Genomic DNA, 18,724 nt, shown 5'->3' on the forward strand with positions numbered 1-18,724 from the left:
CGGGTCCGGCATGACGATCGCGGGTCGGCCCCACCGCCGTGCAGTCAGGGCCACTACATCAGTGTGGTGACGTCAGTGTCCCAGGGCGGCGATGACGGCCCGCTGCTGCGGCGCGTCCAGCCGCGTCGCCAGCGCGCGGATCGCGCCGATGGCGCCCTTCTCGATCGCTGCGGGGGAGAGTTCGGGGGCGGGATCGCCGCCGTGGATGGCGATCCACAGCTGGATGATCCACGCGGGATCGTTGGCGTGGATGGCGGTGATCGGCTTCGGTCGGGTGGCCATGACGGGTCTCCGGTAGGTGCGCGACGCGCTCTCCGGATGGCCCGATTCGGGGCTGCGCGCTGTGCCCCCGATCACTCGCCCGCCAGGCGACGGCGTCAGGCGATCGCGTTCCAGGCGGTCGCGATCTCGCCCACCAGCTTGCGCGCCGCGTCGGACGCATCCTGGGCGTCCTCGCGCGCGGCGCGGATCAGCAGGCGCTTCACCTCGGCGTAGATCGTCACCAGCATGCGGGCGATGTCGCCGCCCTTCTCGAAATCGAGGCCAGCCTCCAGCCCGCCCACGATCGCCAGCGCCTTCGACTGGCTCTCGCCCCGCCGCACGATGTCGCCCACGCGGATCGCCTGTCCCATCGTCGCGATCGCGCCGAGCAGTTCCTCGTACAGGATCGCCACCAGCCGGTGCGGCGAGGCGCCTTCCACGCGCGTGGTGACGTCGATCTGGCGATACTGCGCACCGGCGCGGCCGTAGGTTCCGAATGGCTTGTACATGCGACCCCCTTCATGGCCGCGCCTGTCCGCGCCGCCATGATGTTTTCTGACTGATTGCTGTCTGCTACACCGATGATTACGGCGCGGCGGCCGCGCCCTTTAGTCGGCGTTGGTCCAGATCGCGATCTGCTGCTCGAGATAGCTCTGGGTCGCCTTGTAGGCGGCGACGCGCGTGTCCATCGTCCCGAAGGCGCTGGTCAGGCGCGTGCTGTAGGCCGTCACCCGCTCTTCCATCTTCACGCGATCGTCGGCGATCTGGCCGGTCTCCTTCTTCACCGCCGCCTGCGCGGTGGCGAGCGGGCCGTCGCTGCCGCGCAGCGCGTCGCGGATCGCCTTCAGCGCGCCGCCGATGCCGGCATCCACCGTGATCGTGGCGGCGGAGACGCTGCCGTCCACCCGCAGCACCAGCCCCGCCGCCGGCGACTTGGCCGATGCGATCAGGCTGTTGCCGGAGACGAGCGCCGGGAAGCCGGCGATCGTCGCGCCCAGCGGCGATGTCGTGATGTCCGTGACGGCATAGGTGCCGGGCGCCGTCTTGCCCGACAGGCTGGTGATGGCCACCAGCGGGCTGCTGCTCTTCTGCGCCGGGTTGAACAGCGCCTCGACGCCATCCGGATCGCGCGCCAGCATCGTTTCCAGCTTGGTCGTATCCAGGCTCAGCGTGCCGTCGCGATTGGTGCTGACGCCGATCTCGGCCAGCGTCTTCGGCCCGCCGTCGATCCCGCCCAGCGTGGTGGAGGTGAGCTTGGAGAGCTGGCGCTGCATCTCGCGGATGCTGAAATTGCCGCGCAGCGGGCCGCCGCCGGTGCCGTCCGCCGCCTTGGCCGCCGTCGCCTCGTCCAGGATCGACTTCAGCGAATTATAGGCGGTGACGAAATCGGTCACGGCGCCGGTGATGGCCGTGCCCGGCCGGCTCGCGCCCAGGGTCACGGTGGTGCCCTCGGCCGCCTTCTTCAGGTCCAGCTTCACGCCGGGCACCAGATCGGACACGCTGTTGGTGGGCCGCGTCACGGATACGCCGTCATAGACGATGATCGCGTCCTGCGGCGCCTGCGCCTGCGTCATCGCGTTCGTCGTCGCGTCCGCATCATAGGCGAAGCGACCGAGGCCGTCGGCCGGCGCAGTGGTCGTCATGCTGAACGCCTTGGCGGCGCCGGTCGCGCTCTTCACCACCAGCCGGCCGCCATTGCTGTCCTTCACCACGCTGGCGGCAAGGCCGGCGCCCGCCTCGTTGATCGCCTTGACCAGCCCGTCGAGCGAATCGTTACCGCTGCCGATGACGACGTCGAACGTGCCGCTCGCGGTGGTCAGCGTCAGCGTGCCCTGCCCGATCGCGCCGGCGGTGTCGGCGATGTTGGCGGAGACCAGCGTCTGCGCCTGCGCCAGCTGCCTGATCTCCAGCGTGGCGGAGAGCGCGCCCAGCCGCGCGCCGGGGATCGCGCTCGCCGCGACGATGCCCTCGTCGGACGAGCTCGGCTGGGTGAACAGGCTGCCGCCCGCCACGAGCGTGGCCAGCGAGGAGGAGAAGGCGTCTATGCCGCTCACCGCGTTGGCCAGCGCCGAGATCTTGGCGGTGTTGACCGTCTCGCGCTTGGCGATCGCCGCTTCCTTGGGATCCTTGACGGCGGCCGTCAGCTTCTCGACCAGAGCGGCCGTGTCCAGTCCCGAGCCGACGCCCAGCGATGATGCGATCGAGGTCATATATCCACCCTATCTTTCCAGGGTTAACGACCCGTCGCCGCAGGCCTTTAGCGCACCCTCATTCCACCTTGTGCCCGTCCTCGTCGAAGCGGGCGCCCTGCGGCACCTCCACGTCGGGCCGCTGCGGCATCGGCGCGCCCTCGGCCATGGCGTTGTCCAGGTTGAACACGAAGGCGATCACCGTCGCCACCGCCAGGTACAGGTCGTCGCGGATCACCTGGCCGGTGCGCGTCGTGAAGTAGAGCGCGCGGGCGAGCTGTGGGTAGCCGAGCATCGGCACGGCATGCTCGTCCGCCAGTTCGCGGATGGCGTCGGCCGTGGCGCCGCGGCCGCGCGCCACCACGATCGGCGCGGCATCGATGCCCACGCGGTAGCGCAGCGCCACGGCGAAGTGGGTCGGGTTGGTCAGCACTACCGTCGCCTCGGCCACGGCGCCGCGGGTGGAGTTCTTCAGCACCTCATGCTGGCGGCGGCGGATCTGCGCCTTCAGCTCGGGGCTGCCCTCGCTCTGCTTGTGCTCGTCCTTCACCTCCTGCTTCGTCATCCTCAGGCGGCTGCTGCGACGCATGATCTGCGCGGGGATGTCCACGCCGGCGATCAGCGCCAGCGCCAGCGCCATCACCAGCACCGCCAGCACGAAGGTCTGGCCCAGCTCGCCCAGCGCGGCGACCAGATCCTGCTGGCCCAAGGTCACCAGCCTGCCCGCCTCGTTCGACAGCAGCCACCAGCCGACGAGGCCGAGCAGCGCCACCTTCGCCAGCGACTTGCCCAACTCCAGCACGCCGTTGATGCCGAACATGCGGCCGAAGCCGGCGAGGGGGTTCAGCTTGGACGGCTTCGGCGCGATCGCCCCCCAGCGGAACCCCAGCGAGCCGAGGATCGCCGGCGTGCCGACCGCCGCCACCAGCGTGATCGCGAACAGCGAGGCGAGCGGGAAGGCGACGGCGGCGGCCAGCCGGTAGAACGCCTCCGCCGGATCGAACGCGCGTAGCGATGCCGCGTCGAAGCGCAGCCCGTCCGCCAGCATATTGCGCAGCGCGCCCAGCATCCACGGGCCGGCGAGCGCGATCCACGCCGCCCCGCCGAGCACCACCATCGCCGTGCCGAGCTCCTTGGACTGGAGGATGTCGCCCTTCTCGATGGCATCCCTGCGACGCTTCGGGGTCGCCTCCTCCGTCTTCTCGCCGCCCTCCCCCTCAGCCATGAGCGGGATCCCTCCCGGTCCCGAGCGCAGTCGAGGGACCGACAGCCCATGTCCCGAGCGAAGTCGAGGGACCAATCACCCATGTCCCGAGCGAAGTCGAGGGGCCGGCCGAGCGAAGCCGAGGCCCGCCGCGCCCACCCGTTCCCGGAGCGCGCCCGACAAGGCTCCTCGACTGCGCTCGGGGAAAGGAGGATAGGCAGGAGCCCATCACCCGCCGCCCGCGATCGTCTGCGCGTAGTCGAGCCCGCGCTGCAGCGCCGCGGTGATCGCGTCGGCCATCGTCGGCGCGCCGATCGCCAGCAGCACGATGCCGGCCAGGATCGTCGCCGGCAGGCCAACCGCGAACAGGTTCAGCGCCGGGGCGGAGCGCGCCAGCATCCCCATCACGATCTGGACGAGGATCATCGCGAAGCCCACCGGCAGGGCGATGGCGAGGCCGGCGGCGAACACCGTGCCGCCGAACATCGCCAGCCCGCGGATGCTCTCCGCCCCCAGCCAGCCCTGCCCCGGCGGCAGCGCCCGGTAGCTGTCGAAGATGATCGCGGCGAGCATCAGGTGCCCGCCCATCGCGAGGAACAGGAAGGTGCCGAGGATCGACAGCAACTGCCCCAGCGCCGGGCTGGAGGCGCCGCTCGCCGGATCGATCATGCCGGCGAAGCCCAAACCCATGGCGTTGCCGATCGTCTCGCCCGCCAGCAGCGCCGCGGAGAAGCCGATCTGCACGGCGAAACCGATGGCCAGGCCCGCCAGCACCTCCCCCGTCACCATCATCGCGCCGGCGATCGTCATCAGGCCGCCGTCCGGCATGGCGAACGGCACGGCGGCGGCGGCGGGGATGCCGACGGCCAGCGACACGATCAGGCGCAGCTGCACCGGCACGTAGGGCGCGCCGAACACGGGTGCTGCGAGGAAGGCCGCGCCCGGCCGCACCATCGCCAGCAGCCAGAGCCACAATTGCGCCTCGATCCCGACGAAGCCGTTGGGGAACATCGCGCCCAATCACCCCTCCCCGTCAGGGGAGGGGAAGGGCGAGGAACCGCTCACTGCATCAGATCCGGTATCCGCGCGAACATCTCGCGGGTGAAGTCGCCGATCAGCATCAGGATCGCGCCGCCGAAGATCGCCAGCGAGATGCCGACGATGATCAGCTTCGGCACGAAGCTCAGCGTCTGCTCGTTCACCGATGTCGCCGCCTGGATCATGCCGAGGATCACGCCGGCGGCGAGCGCGGGGATCAGGATCGGCGCGGAGGCCAGCGCCAGGATCCACAGCGCCTGCTGCGCCACGCCGACGAAGTAATCGCCGCCCATCAGGTCACGAAGCTGCCGGCGAGGGAGCCCATCGTCAACGCCCAGCCATCCACCAGCACGAACAGCAGCAGCTTGAACGGCATCGAGATGATCGCCGGTGACAGCATCACCATGCCCAGCGCCATCAGCGTGGAGGCCACCACCAGATCGATGATGAGGAACGGCAGGAAGATCAGGAACCCGATCTGGAACGCCGTCTTCAGCTCGCTCGTCACGAAGGAGGGCAGCAGGATGGAGAAGGGAATGTCAGCCGCCCGCGCGAACGGCGGCGCTTTCGCGAGATCGGAGAAGAGCTTCAGGTCCGTCTGCCGCGTCTGCTTGACCATGAAGGTGTGCAGCACCGCACCCGATCGCTGGATCGCCTCCTCGATGCCGATCGTGCCGGCGCCGTAGGGGGTGAAGGCGGTGGCGTTGATCTGGTCCACCGCCGGCCGCATGACGAACAGCGAGAGGAACAGCGCCAGGCCCACCAGCACCTGGTTCGGCGGCGTCTGCTGCAGGCCCAGCGCCTGCCGCAGGATCGAGAGGACGATGATGATGCGCGTGAAGCTCGTCATCATCAGCACCAGCGACGGCAGCACCGTCAGCAGGCTCATCAGCACGAGGATCTGGAGCGACAGCGACAGCGGCCGCCCGTCGCCGGAGATCGTGTTCAGCGCCTTGTCCAGCGCGCCGGTTGTCTGGGCGAGCGCCGGCTCGGCGAAGAGGAAAGCGAGAACGAGGGCGGTCACAAGAACCGCAATCCGCTTCCCCTGTGTCGAGCGCAGTCGAGACACAATCTCACCTTGTGTCGAGCCCGGTCGAGACACGTCCCGCAGCGCGCACGAGAGGCCGTCAGCCAGCTCGGCTACGCCCGGCCCGATCCCTCGACTGCGCTCGGGACGAGGGGGGCGCCTCTCACCCATCGATCACGTCGAGATCGTCGCTGACGAGCATGTCCACCTCGGACAGTTTCTCGATCCGCCCGCGTGACACGGCCAGCAGCAGCCTTTTGCCCTCGAACTCCACCACCGCCAATCGGCCGGTCGCGCCCATCGGGATCGCGTCGATCAGCCGCACCGCGCGCTCCCGCTGGCCGAGCGCCAGGCCCGGCTGCACCCGGCGCCACAGCCACAGGGCGCCGAAGGCCAGCCCCGCCACCAGCGGCAGCAGGATCACCAGCCGCAGGATGTAGGCGGTCATCATGCCGGCCGCCCCATCCGCCAAGCGCCCGCGGCCGGTGCACGCAGGCCCCGCGCGCTCATACCCCTCATGCCGATCGCCTCATGCCGGCTTGCTCATGCCCGGCGCTCCAGCCCGGCCAGCCGCGCGTCGGCTGCCACCACGTCCACCACGCGGATGCCGAAGCGGCCGTTGATCGTCACCACCTCGCCCTTCGCCACCAGCGTGCCGTTGACCAGGATGTCCAGCAGCTCGCTCGCCTGCCGGTCCAGCTCCACCACGCTCCCCTCCGACAGATCGAGCAGCTCGGACAGGCGGAGCGAGGTGCTGCCGACCTCCACCGACAGCCGCAGCGGAATATCCGCCAGCAGCTTGTAGTTGCGCGCAGCCGGCATCTCCGGCGTGTCGCCGTCGGCATCGATCATCATAGTACCCGTTCAACATGGTCGATCATCAGCGCCGCGCGCCCGTCCTGCTCGCCGATCGTGCCCGTCGCGATGCGGCGGTTGGCCACGATCAGCGGCACCTTGGGGTTCAGCGTGATGGGGATGACGTCGCCCGGCTTCAGCGCGACCAGCTGGGAGAGCGACAGCTCCGGCCGCGCCAGCACGGAACGGACCGGCAGGCGCACGGTCTCAAGCGCCTCGGCCAGCCGCATGCGCCACTCATGATCGCCGGCGGCGCCGCCCTCGTCATGCACCTTGGCGGCCAGCAGCGCCTCATAGGGGCGCAGCGCGCCGAGCGGGTAGAGGATCGTCAGCGTGGTGGCGTGGCCCTGCGCCGGGGTGACGGTGAAGCGTTGCAGCACCACCGCCTCGTCCGCCCGCACCAGGCTGGCATAGGCCGGGTTCGTCTCACGCGAGGCGAGCGTCGGCGTCAGCACCGTCACCTCGCTCCACACCTCCACCAGCGCCTCGACCACGCCGTCCGCCAGCCGGCCGAGCAGCCGCTCCTCGCTGGGCGTGAACTCGCGCCCCTTCGTCTTCGGCGGCGCCGCGCCGCCGCCGTAGAAGGCGTCGACCAGCCAGCCGACGAAGGCCGGCTCGATCACCAGCAGCACGCCCGATTTCAGCGGCCGCAGGCGGTAGAGGCTGAGGCTGGTGAACGGCGGCAGCGCGGCGCGCCACTCTTCGAAGCGCAGGGTCTCCAGCGGCTCGGCCGCCACCTGCGTGCGCGTGCGGGCGAACGGCTCCACCACGGCGCGCACGCGCTGCGCCATGCGCTCGCCCATCCGCTCCAGCCCGGCCAGCCGCGCCGTGGGGCGGAAGGCCTCGTTGCCCAGCGCGAAGGCGCGCGGCGTGCGATCGCCGACGGCGCCGGCGGTGCCCTCCAGCCCGGCCATCAGCGCCGATCGCTCCTCGTCCGATAGCGGTCCCTCGCCCGTCACGCGCCGCCCGTCACGATATGATGAAACTGGTGAAATACACGTCGTCGATCCCGCCGAACCCGGTCTTCTGCTTCAGCACATCGTTAATAGCGAGCTTAAGGTTTTTCTGGAGCATTTTCTTGCCCTCGGGCGTGGAAAGCGTGTCGGCCTGCTGGTCGGCGAGCGTCATCAGGATGGCCGAGCGGACCGGCATCTCATTGTCCTTCAGATTGTCGAGCACCTTCTGGTCGTAATAGGTCGATACGCCCAGGCCGATCTGGGCGAAGCCGTTGGTGTCCGTCAGGTTGGAGGTGAAGGTCTGCTCCAGCGGATAATAGGTCGCCTTGTAGATCTCGGCATCCACCGGCCCGTCGCCGTCGCCGCCATGCCCGCCCTTCACCGATGTCGGGCCATGCTCGCCCTCCTTCAGCACCAGCTTCGGCGCGTCCGGATCCTCCTTGGCCTCGTGGCCGCCCGATGCGCCCAGCTTGCCGCCGGCATACATGCCGGCCGCGCCGCCACCGCCCAGCAGCAGCAGGGCGCCGCCGCCGATCATCAGCAGCTTCTTCATCTTGCCGCCCTTCTTGGGCGGCGCGGGCGTCTTCGCGTCGTCGCTCATCGTTCACGTCCTCATGCGTAGCGCTCGGCACGGGCGGCGGAGCGATCCGCGATCCCGGCCGCAGCCGATCGTGGCGCGGCCGCTGCCGGCCGCTCGAAGAAGGAGGGCCGCTGGCCGCCGGATTGCTGCTGCTGCGCGAACGCGCCCGCGCCGCCGCCCTGGCCGAAGCTGCCCTGGCCGAAACCGCCCTGGCCGAAACCGTTCTGCCCCGCGCCGTTCTGGCCCGCCCCATTCTGGCCCGCCCCGTTCTGGCCGGAACCCGCCTGCGTCGGCTGGGCGGAAAGGTCCACGCGCGCGTCGGCGATGGTCATGCCCTGCGCCTTCGCCTCGGCGATCAGTGCCGGGCGGGCATCCGCGATCAGCGCGCGCGCCGCCTCCGTCTCGGCGGTGAAGCGCACGGTGGCCGTGTCGCCGCTGCGACCGATCTCCACCTGCAGCGCGCCGAGCCTCTCCGGATTGAGCTGGAACTTCATGCCGTGATCGCGATCGGCCGAGCGGACGATGTCGCGCGTCAGCCGATCGAGCCACGCGCCGTCATGCGCGACATCCAGGTGCCGCTGCACCGAGGCATCGGCCGCCGCCGCGCCCGTCAGGTCGCTCGCCGCCGCGCCCGGCACGCCGCCTTGGCCGTCGCGCGGGCCGTCCGCCACGGCGGCGGCGGCGATGGGCGGCATCGCGGCGGCCGGCTGGGCGACGGCGTCGGCCGGGCGGTCGCCGTCCGTCGCCTGTCGCCGCCTGCGCCGTCCCGGCCGGCAGGTCCGTCGTCGCCGCCGGCACGGTCTGCGGCGGCGGCGCGGGCTGGGGAACCTGCGGGCGGACGAACGCCACCGTCAGCGGCGCATCGCCGCGCAGCGGAAAGATCGCGTCGAGATCGATCCCGATCGCGGCCGAGACATCCGCCGCGGCGTCCGCCTCGCGCGGAACCGGCGCCGGGCGGGCGGCACGCCCCGCATCGGCGGCCGGGGCGGCAACCCGCGTGGTCGACGCGATCGTCGGCGCGCGATCGGCCGCGCCGGTGCCACCTGTGCGTGACGGCGCAGGTTCCACCGCGTCGGCCGGAGCGTCCGGGCGGGCATCGGAGACGATCTCCACGACCGGCGGCGGGTCAGCCGGAACCGGCGTCATCGGCGGCCGCGCGTCCATGCGAGGCACCGCCGAGACCATCGCCGCCGGCGATACCGGGGTCGGAGCCGCCTCCATCGACGCCGCCGGTCGCGCCGGCGTTAGCGACGCCGACACCGCGCCGATCGCGGACGGCGGCACGGATGCGACCGGAGCCGCCGTCTCGCCGGCGATCGGCAGCGGCGCGGCACTCTCAGGGGCGGCGAAGGCAAGCGGCGGAACGGCGCGGCCGGCGTTTGCCGGCACGGAGAGGCCCGTGACGGGGATGCCGGCTGGCGCGAAGGGGGTCAGCGCCGTCGCGGCGGCCAGGTCGGCGCGCGCGGTCGTCACGTCGGCCGCAGCCGGACGGCCGGAGGCGATGTCGCCGGGCCGCACAGGCGCCGGCGCGCGCGCGCGATCGGCGGGCGTCCGCGGCGATGGCGAACCCACCGACGGATCGGACGCGGCGACCTGCTCCGCCGGCAGCCGACCGGCGGGTGCGACGAAGCGCGTCGGCGCGGCGCGGTCCGTCCGCATCTCGACAGCGGCCGGCGCGGCGCCCGTACCTTCCGCACTGGAGCGATCCGGCAGGATTGGCGCAAGGATCGCCGGCGGCACGATCGCTACGGAAGGCGGTGGCGCGGCCGCATCATCGGCGTCGTCCGGCACGTCCCCATCGCCTTGCGGTGCGTCCTCGGAGGCGTCGGACGGGGCGGCATCCTCCGTGTCGGCAGGCGCTTCCGGCGGAAGCGGCACGGCGATCGCCACGGGTGCGGCGGCGGGCGCAATCGTCACAGGCGCGGGGGCGGCGGGCTCGGGCGGGGCCAGCGAGGCGAGCAGCGCGTCGAACGGCGCCGCGCCGGCGGGCAGCACCACCGCCGCCGGCACGTCCAAACCGCCCGGCGCCGGCGCCAGCAACGGGGAGAGCGCGGCGATCATGCGGGCGTTCCTCCCGCCTTGCGCCGGTGCGGCGTCGCCGTGCGCCGCTCGCGCCACTCGGCATAGGCCGCCTCGGCCCTCTCGCCCAGCTTCTCGGCGCTCTCCTGCCGCACCCGCGCCTCCAGCCGCATCGCGCCCAGCCGGTCGGCCGAGGCGCGGGCGTTGGCGATCGCGTCGGTCATGCCGTGCCGCGCCGCCTCCAGCCGCATCGAAAGCTCGCCCGCGTTGGAGAGGGCGGCGGCGAACACCGCGCCCGTCTCGGGCGTCAGGCTGCCGCGTAGCGCCACCAGGCGGGCGGCGCTCGTCTCCAAGGTGGCGACGCGCGTCTCCGCCTGCGCCGCCGCGGCGGACGCCTGCAGATGCTGCACGTTGCGGACGCGGACCAGCCGCTCGCGGCGCTTGAGCAATTGTTTCATTGCGCGAAACCTTGCGCCAGCATGGTTGAAGAATCGGTGAAATCGATGCGATCCTTCTGGCCCTGGCGGATGAAGTCGAGCACCTCGCCGCGCCGGCGGATCGCCTCGTCGATCACCGCATCGCTGCCCTCGCGATAGGCGCCCATCAGGATCAGGTCGCGATTCTCCTCGTAGACCGACCAGAGCCGGCGCAGCCTGGCCGCCGCGCGGGCATGCTCCGGCGTCACGATGTCCGCCATCACCCGGCTCAGCGACTTGCCCACGTCGATCGCCGGGAACACGCCCTGCTCCGCCAGCGATCGGGCGAGGATGATGTGGCCGTCCACGATCGCGCGGGCGGTGTCGACGATCGGATCGTCGGTGTCGTCGCCGTCCGCCAGCACGGTGTAGAGCGCGGTGATCGATCCGCCGGTGCGCTGGTCGGCGCCCGCCCGCTCGCACAGGCGCGGGATCAGGCCCAGCGCCGAGGGCGGATAGCCCTTCATCGTCGGCGGCTCGCCCAGCGAGAGGCCGATCTCGCGCTGGGCGTGCGCCACCCGCGTCAGGCTGTCGATCAGCAGCAGCACCTTCAGCCCCGCCTCGCGGAAATATTCGGCGATCGCCGTCGCCCGCATGGCGGCGCGCAGGCGCAGCAGCGGCGGGTGATCGGCCGGCACCGCCACCACCACGCTCTTCTGCCGCACCGGACCGGACAGCTTGGTGGCGAGGAAATCCGTCACCTCGCGGCTGCGCTCGCCGACGAGGCCGACGACGATCACGTCGGCCTCCGCGCCGGCGATCATCTGCCCCATCAGCACCGACTTGCCGACGCCCGAGCCGGCGCAGATCGCGATGCGCTGGCCGACGCCCGCCGTCAGCAGCGCGTTCACCGCGCGCACGCCCATGTCGAACGGCTCGGTCACGCGGCCGCGATCCAGCGGATTGCTCATACGGCCGGCCAGCGGCCAGCGGTGGCCGGCCGCGATCGGCCCCAGCCCGTCCAGCGGATTGCCCAGCGCGTCCATCACCCGGCCGAGCAGCTCCGGGCCGACCGTCACCGATCCGCCCGCCCCGTCCGGCTCCACGCGGGAGCCGGCGGCGTGCGGCGCGTCGTGATCCAGCGCCATCAGCAGGGTGCGCGGCCCGCGAAAGCCGACCACCTCGGCGCGCGCGCCGTGGCCGTTCGCGTCGATCACGCGGGCGGCGCTGCCGATCGGCTCGTTGAAGCCGGTCGCTTCCAGCATCAGACCGTCGAAGGCGACGAGCCTGCCGATGCGGCGCGGCCCCTGCGCGGCGACGTCGACGCCCTTCAGCATCGCCGCCGCCTTCGCGGCCAGCCGGCTCATCGCGGCACGCCCATGCGGTCGAGCGCCTGGCGCAATTTCTCCAGCCCCACGTCGGGGCCGTCCTCGATCCAGCCCTCGCCGCTCTCCAGCAGCACGGTGCCCTGCGCCAGACCCGCATCGGCCACCATCTCCACCGGGATGGCGGCGTTGCCCAGCCGGCGATGATCGTCCGGATGCAGCCGCATCCGGCTGGGCGCCGTATCCTCGGCGATCAGCGCCGCGGCGGCGTGGGCGCGATCCGCCAGCAGCGCGCCGTCGATCGAGACCTCGCCGACGATCTGGCGCACCAGCCGGTCCACCGTCTCGGCCAGCAGCTCGCCCAGCGCCATCGGCTCCTCCGGCTGCAGCACGCCCAGCGCCTCCACCAGCCGCAGCATCTCGGCCCGCTCGCCGGCGAGTTCCAGCTCTACCGTGCGGCGGCCTTCCTCGAACCCCTGGGCGAACGCCTCGGCCTCGATCAGCGACGGATCGATGACCGCTGCCTGATCCTCCTCGACCACCAGCGGCAGGTCGTCGTTCGTCGCCGGCGCGATCGACCACGGCGTGAACGGCTGGATCTCCGACCGATGGCTGAACGCGCAGATGCGCGCGGCGGCGGCGGCGCTGGCGTGGTTCCAGAGGTCAGACATAGTCGTCGCCCTTGCCGCCCAGCATGATCGTGCCTGCATCCGCCAGGCGGCGGGCCACGGCCAGCATCTCCTTCTGCGCATCCTGCACCTCGGCCAGGCGCATCGGCCCGCGCGCGGCGATATCGTCCTGGATCGACTGGGCGGCGCGGCTGGACATGCAGCCCAGCATCCGGTTGCGCAGCTTCTCCTCCGCCCCCTTCAGCGCGACGACGAGGATGTCGTTGTCCACGGTCCGCAGCAGCATGCCGAGGCCCTTCTCGTCGAGGTCGTTGAGGTTGTCGAAGACGAACATCTCGTCCTCGATCGTGCGGGCCAGCGTCTTGTCGATCTTGTTCAGCGACTTGATGATCCGCAGCTCCGCCGTCTGGCGCGTGCTGTTGACGATCTTGGCCGCCTCGCTGGCGCCGCCACGGCTGCTGGTGGAGCCGGAAGAGGCGCGCGTCACCTGCCGCAGCAGCACGCGCTCCAGATCCTCCAGCGCCTCGGACGTGACCGGACCGAGCGTCGCGACGCGGTAGATGATGTCGGCCTGCGCCTCCTCGTCCAGCAGCTGCAGCACATCGGCGGCGATCGGCGGATCGAGGTGGGCGAGCACCAGCGCCGCGATCTGCGGATGCTCGTGCTCGATCAGGGTGGCGATCGTGCGCGGGTCCATCCACTTCAGCGCGTCCAGCGCGGCGGTGCGCGTCGGCGGGGTGATGCGGGCGAGCACATTGTCCGCCCGGTCGGGGCCGAGCGCGCGGCTCATCATGCCGCGGATATGCTTGTCGGCGCCGAAGCCGATCGTCGTGCGCGCCCTGGCGCGATCGACGAACAGGTCCAGCACGCCGTTCACCTGCCGCTCGCTCACGTCGGCCACGCCGAACATCGCGCCGCCCAGCTGCTGCACCTCCTCGGGGTCAAGGCGGCTCAGCACGTCGGCGGCCTCCTCCTCCGACAGCAGCATCAGCAGGATCGCCGCCGCCTCGCAGCCACCGGGAACGGTGGCTTCGACGGTCTCGATATCGGCCATGGTCAGGCGTCTCCTTGGCGCGCGTCCGCGCGGATCAGGTCACGCACGACCAGGGCGGCGCGGGCCGGATCCTGTCGCACGAAGTTGCGGATCAGCTCGGCGCGGGCGGTGTAGCCGGGCGCCGCCTCGATCATCTCCAGGGTCACGGCGCCGCCCTCGCGGGCCTGATCGGTGATGGCGCTCGCCATGTCCTTGCCGATCGCGGCGCGAGCCTCTGCGGCGGCCTCCACCCGGGCGGTAGCGGCGGCGGCGCGGCGCTTCAGCAGCGGCCGGCCGATGCCGAACACCAGCAGCGCGGCGATCAGCAGGGCGGAGAGGTTGCGCGCCAGCAGGCCGACCCACGGCTTGTCCCACCATTTGCCGGCGTCCTCCGGCGCCACGTCGGCGAACTTGCGGGCGGAGAGCGCCACCACGTCGCCGCGCTGCTGGTCAAAGCCCACGGCGCCCTTGATCAGCGCCTCCAGCTGCGCCAGCTCGGCCGGCGTGCGCTTGCCCTTGGCGGGATCCTTCAGCGCCACCGCCACCGACAGGCGACGCACGGTGCCGACCGGGTTCTTGGTGACGGACACCTCGCGGCCCAGCTCGAAGGTGCGGTTATACTGCTCGGTCGTCTTCGCCGCCTCGCCGGTGGCGGCGGGCGCGCCCGGCGCGGTGGGGGTCGTCGTGCCGTTCGGCGCGGCGGCCACCTGGGCCGCCGGCGGCGCCTGGTTGCTCAGCGCGCCGGGGATGCCACCGACCGCGCCGGGGCCGTCCGGACCGCCGGTCTTGGTCCAGCCGCCGGTCTCGGCGCGCACCGCCGTGGCGTCCTTCGGATAGCTCTCGCGCGTGGCCTGCACCTCGGCGAAATCCAGGTCGGCATGCACTTCTGCGGTGAAGTTGCCCTCGCCCAGCAGCGGCGTCAGCAGCTTGCGCAGGCCCTCCTGGTAGCGCGCCTCCATCTTCGCCTGGATCGCGATCTGGCGCTCGCTGGCGTCGCTCGCCGGATCGCCGCCATCGCGCGACAGCAGCTGCCCGGTCTGGTCGACGATCGAGACGGCGTCGGGCGCCAGGCCAGGCACGGAGGATGCGACGAGGTGCTGCATCGCCGCCACCTGTGCGTCGCTCAGAGATCGGCCGCCCATCAGGGTCAGCATCACCGATGCCGCCGGCTGCGATCGATCGCGCAGGAACACGCTCGGCTGCTCCATCGCCAGGTGGACGCGCGCCTTCTGGACGGCGTCGATCTGCTCGATCGTGCGGGCGAGGTCCATCTCGCGCGCGCCGCGCAGCCGCTCGCCCTCCACCGCGCGCGAGGCGCCGAGCGGCAGGGAGGAGATCATCGCATCGCCGTCCGGCGCGCTCTTGGGCAGGCCGGCCTGGGCCAGCATCATTTTGGCCCGGTAGAAATCGTCGTCGGCCACCGTCAGCGTGCCGGTGGCGCGATCGATCGTGTACTTGATGCCCGCGCCGGTCAGCGATTCCGCCACCGCCGCCTTGTCGGCATCGGCGAGGCCGCGGAACAGATCGCGCTGCGGCGGCTGGCTGAACAGGAACCAGGCGAGCGCGGCCACGCCCAGCAGGGCGATCAGCCCCACCATCGGCAGGCTTTTGGCGACGGCCGGCTGGGCGGTGAACGCCCGCACCCGGCTGAGGATGGCGCCCGCGCCGCCGGAGGCGGGGCTGGGGATCAGCGCGCGGCCGGGGGCGGCGGCGTCGGCGGTGGCGATCAGGTCCGCCATGTCAGACCGGCATGCTCATGATATCCTTGTACGCAGACAAGAGCTTGTTCCTCACCTGAAGCGTCGCCTGGAAGCCGACCGAGGCCTGCTCGCGCGAGAGCATCACGGCGGCGATGTCCGTCGTCTCGCCCTTCTCGTACGCCTCGGACGCGGCGCCCGCCTGCGATTGCAGCGCGTTCACCTCGCTCAAGGCGCCGCGCAGCGCCTGGGTGAAGTCGGCCTTCGGCGCGTCCGCCGGGGTCGGCGCGGCGACGGGAGCGGCGATGGCGGAGCCGGCCGCCTTCTGCAGCGCGCTGTTCTGCTGGAGGATGGCGTTGCGCATCGCCAGCAGGCTGGAAGGATTGATCGTGTTCATGCGGTGCTATCCGGTCAGGCGGCGGCGCGCATGTCGGCCAGGCGGTAGCGCAGGGTGCGCTCGCTGATGCCCAGCCGCTCGGCGGCGCGCAGGCGATGGCCGCCGGTCGCGGCCAGCGCGTCCTCGATCGCGCGCGCCTGCATCGATTTGGCGATGTCGGAGAGGCGGGTCGCCGGCGGCGCGGTATCGTTGGCCACCGGCTGCGCGGCCGCCACCATCGCCATGGCCACCGTCGGCGCGACCGGCTCGGCCGTGTCGATCGTCAGGTCGCCAGCCTCGATACGGTCGCCCTCGCGCAGCAGCAGCGCGCGCTGGAGCACATTCTCCAGCTCGCGCACGTTGCCCGGCCAGCGATGCGCCATCAGCACCTCCAGCGCCTCCGCCGTCGGCCAGGCCACCGCCTCGCCGTTGGCGGTGTGGCGCAGGATCAGGGCGGCGGTGATCGCGCGGATGTCCAGCCGCCGCGCGCCCAGCGGGCGCAAGGTCAGCGGCATCACGTTGAGCCGCCAGTAGAGATCGGCGCGGAAGCGGCCCTCGGCCACCTCCACCGCCAGGTCGCGGTTGCCGGCGGCGATCACGCGCACGTTCACCGGGATCGGCCTGGTCGCGCCCACCGGCAGCACCTCCCGCTCCTGCAGCGCGCGCAGCAGCTTGGCCTGCAGCGCCAGCGGCAGCTCGGCCACCTCGTCGAGCAGCAGGCTGCCGCCCTCGGCGGCGCGGAACAGGCCCTCGCTCGCGCCGGCGGCGCCGGTGAAGCTGCCCTTCTGGTGGCCGAACAGCATCGCCTCCAGCATCGTCTCGGGCAGCGCGGCGCAGTTCACCGCGACGAACGGCTTGTCCCGCCGCGGACTCGTCGCGTGGATGAAGCGGGCGACGCCCTCCTTGCCGGTGCCGGTCTCGCCCAGCACCAGCGCGGTCGCGTCGCTGCCGGCGATCTTGGCGGCGAGCGACAGGAAGCGGGCGCTGTCCGGCTCGCCGCAGGCCGGGCGATCGGCCGGGCGCACCAGCTCCGCGATCAGCGCGTGGCCGAACGCCATGTCGGCGAGGCCGAAGGCGATCCGCGCCGGCTGGCCGTCGGCGGCGCGGGCGATCGTCGGCGCGCCGTCGCGCAGGTCGATCAGCACGTCGCGGTGGGTGGCGCAGGCGATCTCGGAGGCATGCAGCACGCGGACGTCGCCCCGCTCGCGGGCGGCGTCGCCGGCGATCACGGCGCAGCGCAGGCCGATGCCGGCCAGCCACGCGGCGAGCGCCGGATCGCTGGCGGCGGCAATGTGCGAGATCGCGATCGTCGTCATGTGCGTACCCCATTGTCTCGCGGTCCGAAAACCGCTGGTTGGGCGTAAATCCGCAAGGGGCGTGCCAGGAAAAGGCAGTGGCGGATTTCCGCGGGCAAAGCTTATCAAGCAGTTAACGCCGCGCATGCGCTACGCGCGCGCGAGCCCGCGTGGCACCCGTGCGCAACGCGCGCGTCAAGAATCCGACAGGGGATCGTCGGCAAACCGACGCGTCGGAAATGGCCGCGAAAATCCGGTTTAAGCTTCGGCCGCCGTCGCCGTTACCTGGATCGTGGCTGCTGCGGACCGAACCCGCTGGCCCTCATTTTTCCAGCGGGAAGGAAAGACCAGTGACCGTCATCAACACCAACTCCGCCGCTCTCCGCGCGCAGAACGCCTCGCGCAACGCCAGCATGGACATGAGCCAGGCGATGGAGCGCCTGTCGTCGGGCAAGCGCATCAACTCCGCCAAGGACGACGCCGCCGGCCTCGCCGTGGCGACGCGCATGACCTCCGACATCCGCGGCCTGACCGTCGCCATCCGCAACGCGAACGACGGCATCTCGCTGGCGCAGACGGCGGAGAGCGCGATGGGCGACGTGACCAACATCCTGCAGCGGATGCGCGAGCTTGGCGTGCAGTCGGCCAACGGCACCATCTCCGACAGCGACCGCTCGAACCTGCAGATCGAGGTGGCGCAGTTGAAGGACCAGATCGGCAACATCGCGACCCGCAGCACCTTCAACAACATCTCGATCGTCGCCGGCGACTCCACCGCGACCGCCAACACCAACGGCACCACCGCCGCCAAGTCGTTCACGCTGCAGACGGGCGTGAAGGCGAGCGAGACGGTCTCCTTCTCGGTGATCTCGCTGAAGGCCGCCGATCTGGGCGCCGATCCGGCCGCCACCGCGGCGACGGTGAACGCCGGCTCCGCCACCGCGCCGACCCGCGTGAGCGACCTCGATCTCTCGACCGCCGCCAACTCCACCGCCGCGCTCGCCGTGATCGATCGCGCGCTGACGCAGGTGACGGCCGGCCGCGCGAACCTGGGCGCCGTGCAGAACCGCCTCGACGCGACGGTCGACAACCTGACCTCCACCTCGACGAACCTGACCGACGCCCGCTCGCGCATCGAGGATGCCGACTTCTCGGTCGAGACGACCGCGCTCGCCAAGTCGCAGATCCTCAGCCAGGCGGCCACCGCCATGCTGGCCCAGGCCAATCAGAGCCAGCAGGGTGTCCTGAGCTTGCTCCGCTAACCGAACGGGACTGGTCCTCCCATAGCGGGGCATGAGAGCCCCCGGCGCACCACCCCCGCGCCGGGGGCTCGCCTCGTTGCCGATGCGGCGCGCGGCGCGGCGGCGACTGACTCTATAGTACCGGCTCTATATAAGGCGCCGCAGCACGCTCTGCTCGCCGCGCCGCCGGCGCAGCAGCCGCTCCTGCCGCCGCCAGTAGGTGAGCGCCGCCGTGAAGGACGTCGCGCCCACCGCCAGCACGATAAGCGACAGCGGCAGATAGGCGATCGGCCGCAACCACAGCGTCGCCGGCCGCCACTCGCTCACGCTCGCCAGGGTCGGCCAGCGGCGGCGCGCGAGCCACACGATCGCCTCGCCCATCAGCACCAGCGGCGACGACAGGGCGAGGAACCCCGTCGCGATCGTCAGCCAGTTGCCGATCCGGCACCGCGCCTCGATCCGCTCCATGTCCATCCGCCGCCTCGTCCGCCGTCCTGCGGGCATGCCATAGCGTCGATCCGCCCGCGCGCAAATGCGCACGAGCGGGCGTGGGTTCGCGGCTGGCGTGGACGCGCGGTGTTGG

22 protein-coding genes are annotated in these 18,724 nt (G+C 71.7%); 1 reads left to right on the top strand and 21 read right to left on the bottom strand.

Annotated features, from left to right (window positions below):
- Nucleotides 1–72: 72 nt before the first annotated feature.
- The 20 genes from GNT64_RS15380 to GNT64_RS15470 form a co-directional block, all read right to left on the bottom strand.
- Nucleotides 73–282: a hypothetical protein gene (locus GNT64_RS15380; protein WP_156680324.1), complete on the bottom strand. Its 210-nt coding sequence runs from the start codon at nucleotides 280–282 to the stop codon at nucleotides 73–75.
- Between the two features lie 95 nt (nucleotides 283–377).
- On the bottom strand, nucleotides 378–770 hold the full coding sequence (gene fliS, locus GNT64_RS15385) for a flagellar export chaperone FliS (RefSeq protein ID WP_156680325.1): 393 nt from the start codon (nucleotides 768–770) through the stop codon (nucleotides 378–380).
- A 99-nt stretch (nucleotides 771–869) separates the two neighbouring features.
- Complete coding sequence (gene fliD / locus GNT64_RS15390; protein WP_156680326.1) at nucleotides 870–2,471, bottom strand: flagellar filament capping protein FliD; 1,602 nt, start codon at nucleotides 2,469–2,471, stop codon at nucleotides 870–872.
- Between the two features lie 58 nt (nucleotides 2,472–2,529).
- The gene (flhB, locus tag GNT64_RS15395; protein WP_156680327.1) at nucleotides 2,530–3,675 is read right to left on the bottom strand and encodes a flagellar type III secretion system protein FlhB; all 1,146 of its coding nucleotides are present in this window, start codon (nucleotides 3,673–3,675) and stop codon (nucleotides 2,530–2,532) included.
- Between the two features lie 207 nt (nucleotides 3,676–3,882).
- The gene (gene fliR, locus GNT64_RS15400) at nucleotides 3,883–4,665 is read right to left on the bottom strand and encodes a flagellar biosynthetic protein FliR (RefSeq protein ID WP_156681679.1); all 783 of its coding nucleotides are present in this window, start codon (nucleotides 4,663–4,665) and stop codon (nucleotides 3,883–3,885) included.
- 50 nt (nucleotides 4,666–4,715) lie between these two features.
- Nucleotides 4,716–4,985 (bottom strand): flagellar biosynthetic protein FliQ, encoded by a 270-nt coding sequence (locus GNT64_RS15405; protein ID WP_422396597.1) that lies wholly within the window; start codon nucleotides 4,983–4,985, stop codon nucleotides 4,716–4,718.
- Nucleotides 4,985–5,728, bottom strand: a complete 744-nt coding sequence (gene fliP / locus GNT64_RS15410; RefSeq protein ID WP_197277417.1) for a flagellar type III secretion system pore protein FliP — start codon at nucleotides 5,726–5,728, stop codon at nucleotides 4,985–4,987. Before fliP ends, GNT64_RS15405 begins: the two co-directional genes overlap by 1 nt.
- Nucleotides 5,729–5,882: 154 nt before the next feature.
- Nucleotides 5,883–6,170, bottom strand: a complete 288-nt coding sequence (locus GNT64_RS15415; RefSeq protein WP_156680329.1) for a FliO/MopB family protein — start codon at nucleotides 6,168–6,170, stop codon at nucleotides 5,883–5,885.
- Nucleotides 6,171–6,262: 92 nt separating this feature from the next.
- Nucleotides 6,263–6,571 (bottom strand): flagellar motor switch protein FliN, encoded by a 309-nt coding sequence (gene fliN, locus GNT64_RS15420; RefSeq protein ID WP_231639038.1) that lies wholly within the window; start codon nucleotides 6,569–6,571, stop codon nucleotides 6,263–6,265.
- The gene (locus tag GNT64_RS15425; protein ID WP_231639039.1) at nucleotides 6,571–7,533 is read right to left on the bottom strand and encodes a flagellar motor switch protein FliM; all 963 of its coding nucleotides are present in this window, start codon (nucleotides 7,531–7,533) and stop codon (nucleotides 6,571–6,573) included. The genes fliN and GNT64_RS15425 overlap by 1 nt, the downstream gene beginning before the upstream one ends.
- A gap of 10 nt (nucleotides 7,534–7,543) precedes the next feature.
- The gene (locus GNT64_RS15430; RefSeq protein ID WP_156680331.1) at nucleotides 7,544–8,131 is read right to left on the bottom strand and encodes a flagellar basal body-associated FliL family protein; all 588 of its coding nucleotides are present in this window, start codon (nucleotides 8,129–8,131) and stop codon (nucleotides 7,544–7,546) included.
- Between the two features lie 11 nt (nucleotides 8,132–8,142).
- Nucleotides 8,143–8,748: a flagellar hook-length control protein FliK gene (locus GNT64_RS15435; protein WP_197277017.1), complete on the bottom strand. Its 606-nt coding sequence runs from the start codon at nucleotides 8,746–8,748 to the stop codon at nucleotides 8,143–8,145.
- Nucleotides 8,666–10,171, bottom strand: a complete 1,506-nt coding sequence (locus GNT64_RS21570) for a hypothetical protein (protein WP_197277018.1) — start codon at nucleotides 10,169–10,171, stop codon at nucleotides 8,666–8,668. The genes GNT64_RS15435 and GNT64_RS21570 overlap by 83 nt, the downstream gene beginning before the upstream one ends.
- A complete protein-coding gene (locus GNT64_RS15440) occupies nucleotides 10,168–10,587 on the bottom strand; it encodes a hypothetical protein (RefSeq protein WP_156680333.1) in 420 nt (139 codons plus the stop codon). Before GNT64_RS15440 ends, GNT64_RS21570 begins: the two co-directional genes overlap by 4 nt.
- Nucleotides 10,584–11,882, bottom strand: coding sequence for a FliI/YscN family ATPase (locus GNT64_RS15445; RefSeq protein WP_422396640.1), 1,299 nt, complete (start codon nucleotides 11,880–11,882; stop codon nucleotides 10,584–10,586). The genes GNT64_RS15440 and GNT64_RS15445 overlap by 4 nt, the downstream gene beginning before the upstream one ends.
- 26 nt (nucleotides 11,883–11,908) lie before the next feature.
- Nucleotides 11,909–12,541 (bottom strand): FliH/SctL family protein, encoded by a 633-nt coding sequence (locus GNT64_RS15450; RefSeq protein ID WP_156680335.1) that lies wholly within the window; start codon nucleotides 12,539–12,541, stop codon nucleotides 11,909–11,911.
- Entirely contained in the window at nucleotides 12,534–13,553 is a 1,020-nt protein-coding gene (gene fliG / locus GNT64_RS15455) for a flagellar motor switch protein FliG (RefSeq protein WP_156680336.1), read from the bottom strand. Before fliG ends, GNT64_RS15450 begins: the two co-directional genes overlap by 8 nt.
- Nucleotides 13,554–13,555: 2 nt before the next feature.
- Nucleotides 13,556–15,271 carry a flagellar basal-body MS-ring/collar protein FliF gene (gene fliF / locus GNT64_RS15460; protein WP_156680337.1) on the bottom strand — a complete coding sequence of 572 codons (1,716 nt, stop codon included), beginning with the start codon at nucleotides 15,269–15,271 and terminating at the stop codon, nucleotides 13,556–13,558.
- Between the two features lies 1 nt (nucleotide 15,272).
- Nucleotides 15,273–15,626 carry a flagellar hook-basal body complex protein FliE gene (gene fliE, locus GNT64_RS15465; RefSeq protein WP_156680338.1) on the bottom strand — a complete coding sequence of 118 codons (354 nt, stop codon included), beginning with the start codon at nucleotides 15,624–15,626 and terminating at the stop codon, nucleotides 15,273–15,275.
- Between the two features lie 14 nt (nucleotides 15,627–15,640).
- Nucleotides 15,641–16,921 (bottom strand): sigma-54 interaction domain-containing protein, encoded by a 1,281-nt coding sequence (locus tag GNT64_RS15470; RefSeq protein WP_156680339.1) that lies wholly within the window; start codon nucleotides 16,919–16,921, stop codon nucleotides 15,641–15,643.
- 329 nt (nucleotides 16,922–17,250) lie between these two features.
- On the opposite strand from GNT64_RS15470, the gene GNT64_RS15475 reads away from it, so the two are divergent.
- Nucleotides 17,251–18,162, top strand: a complete 912-nt coding sequence (locus GNT64_RS15475; protein WP_156680340.1) for a flagellin N-terminal helical domain-containing protein — start codon at nucleotides 17,251–17,253, stop codon at nucleotides 18,160–18,162.
- Nucleotides 18,163–18,288: 126 nt separating this feature from the next.
- On the opposite strand, the gene GNT64_RS15480 is transcribed toward GNT64_RS15475, so the two are convergent.
- Nucleotides 18,289–18,615, bottom strand: a complete 327-nt coding sequence (locus GNT64_RS15480) for a hypothetical protein (RefSeq protein ID WP_156680341.1) — start codon at nucleotides 18,613–18,615, stop codon at nucleotides 18,289–18,291.
- Nucleotides 18,616–18,724 lie beyond the last annotated feature (109 nt).

The organism is Sphingomonas profundi, assembly GCF_009739515.1.
Taxonomy (GTDB): Bacteria; Pseudomonadota; Alphaproteobacteria; order Sphingomonadales; family Sphingomonadaceae; genus Alterirhizorhabdus; species Alterirhizorhabdus profundi.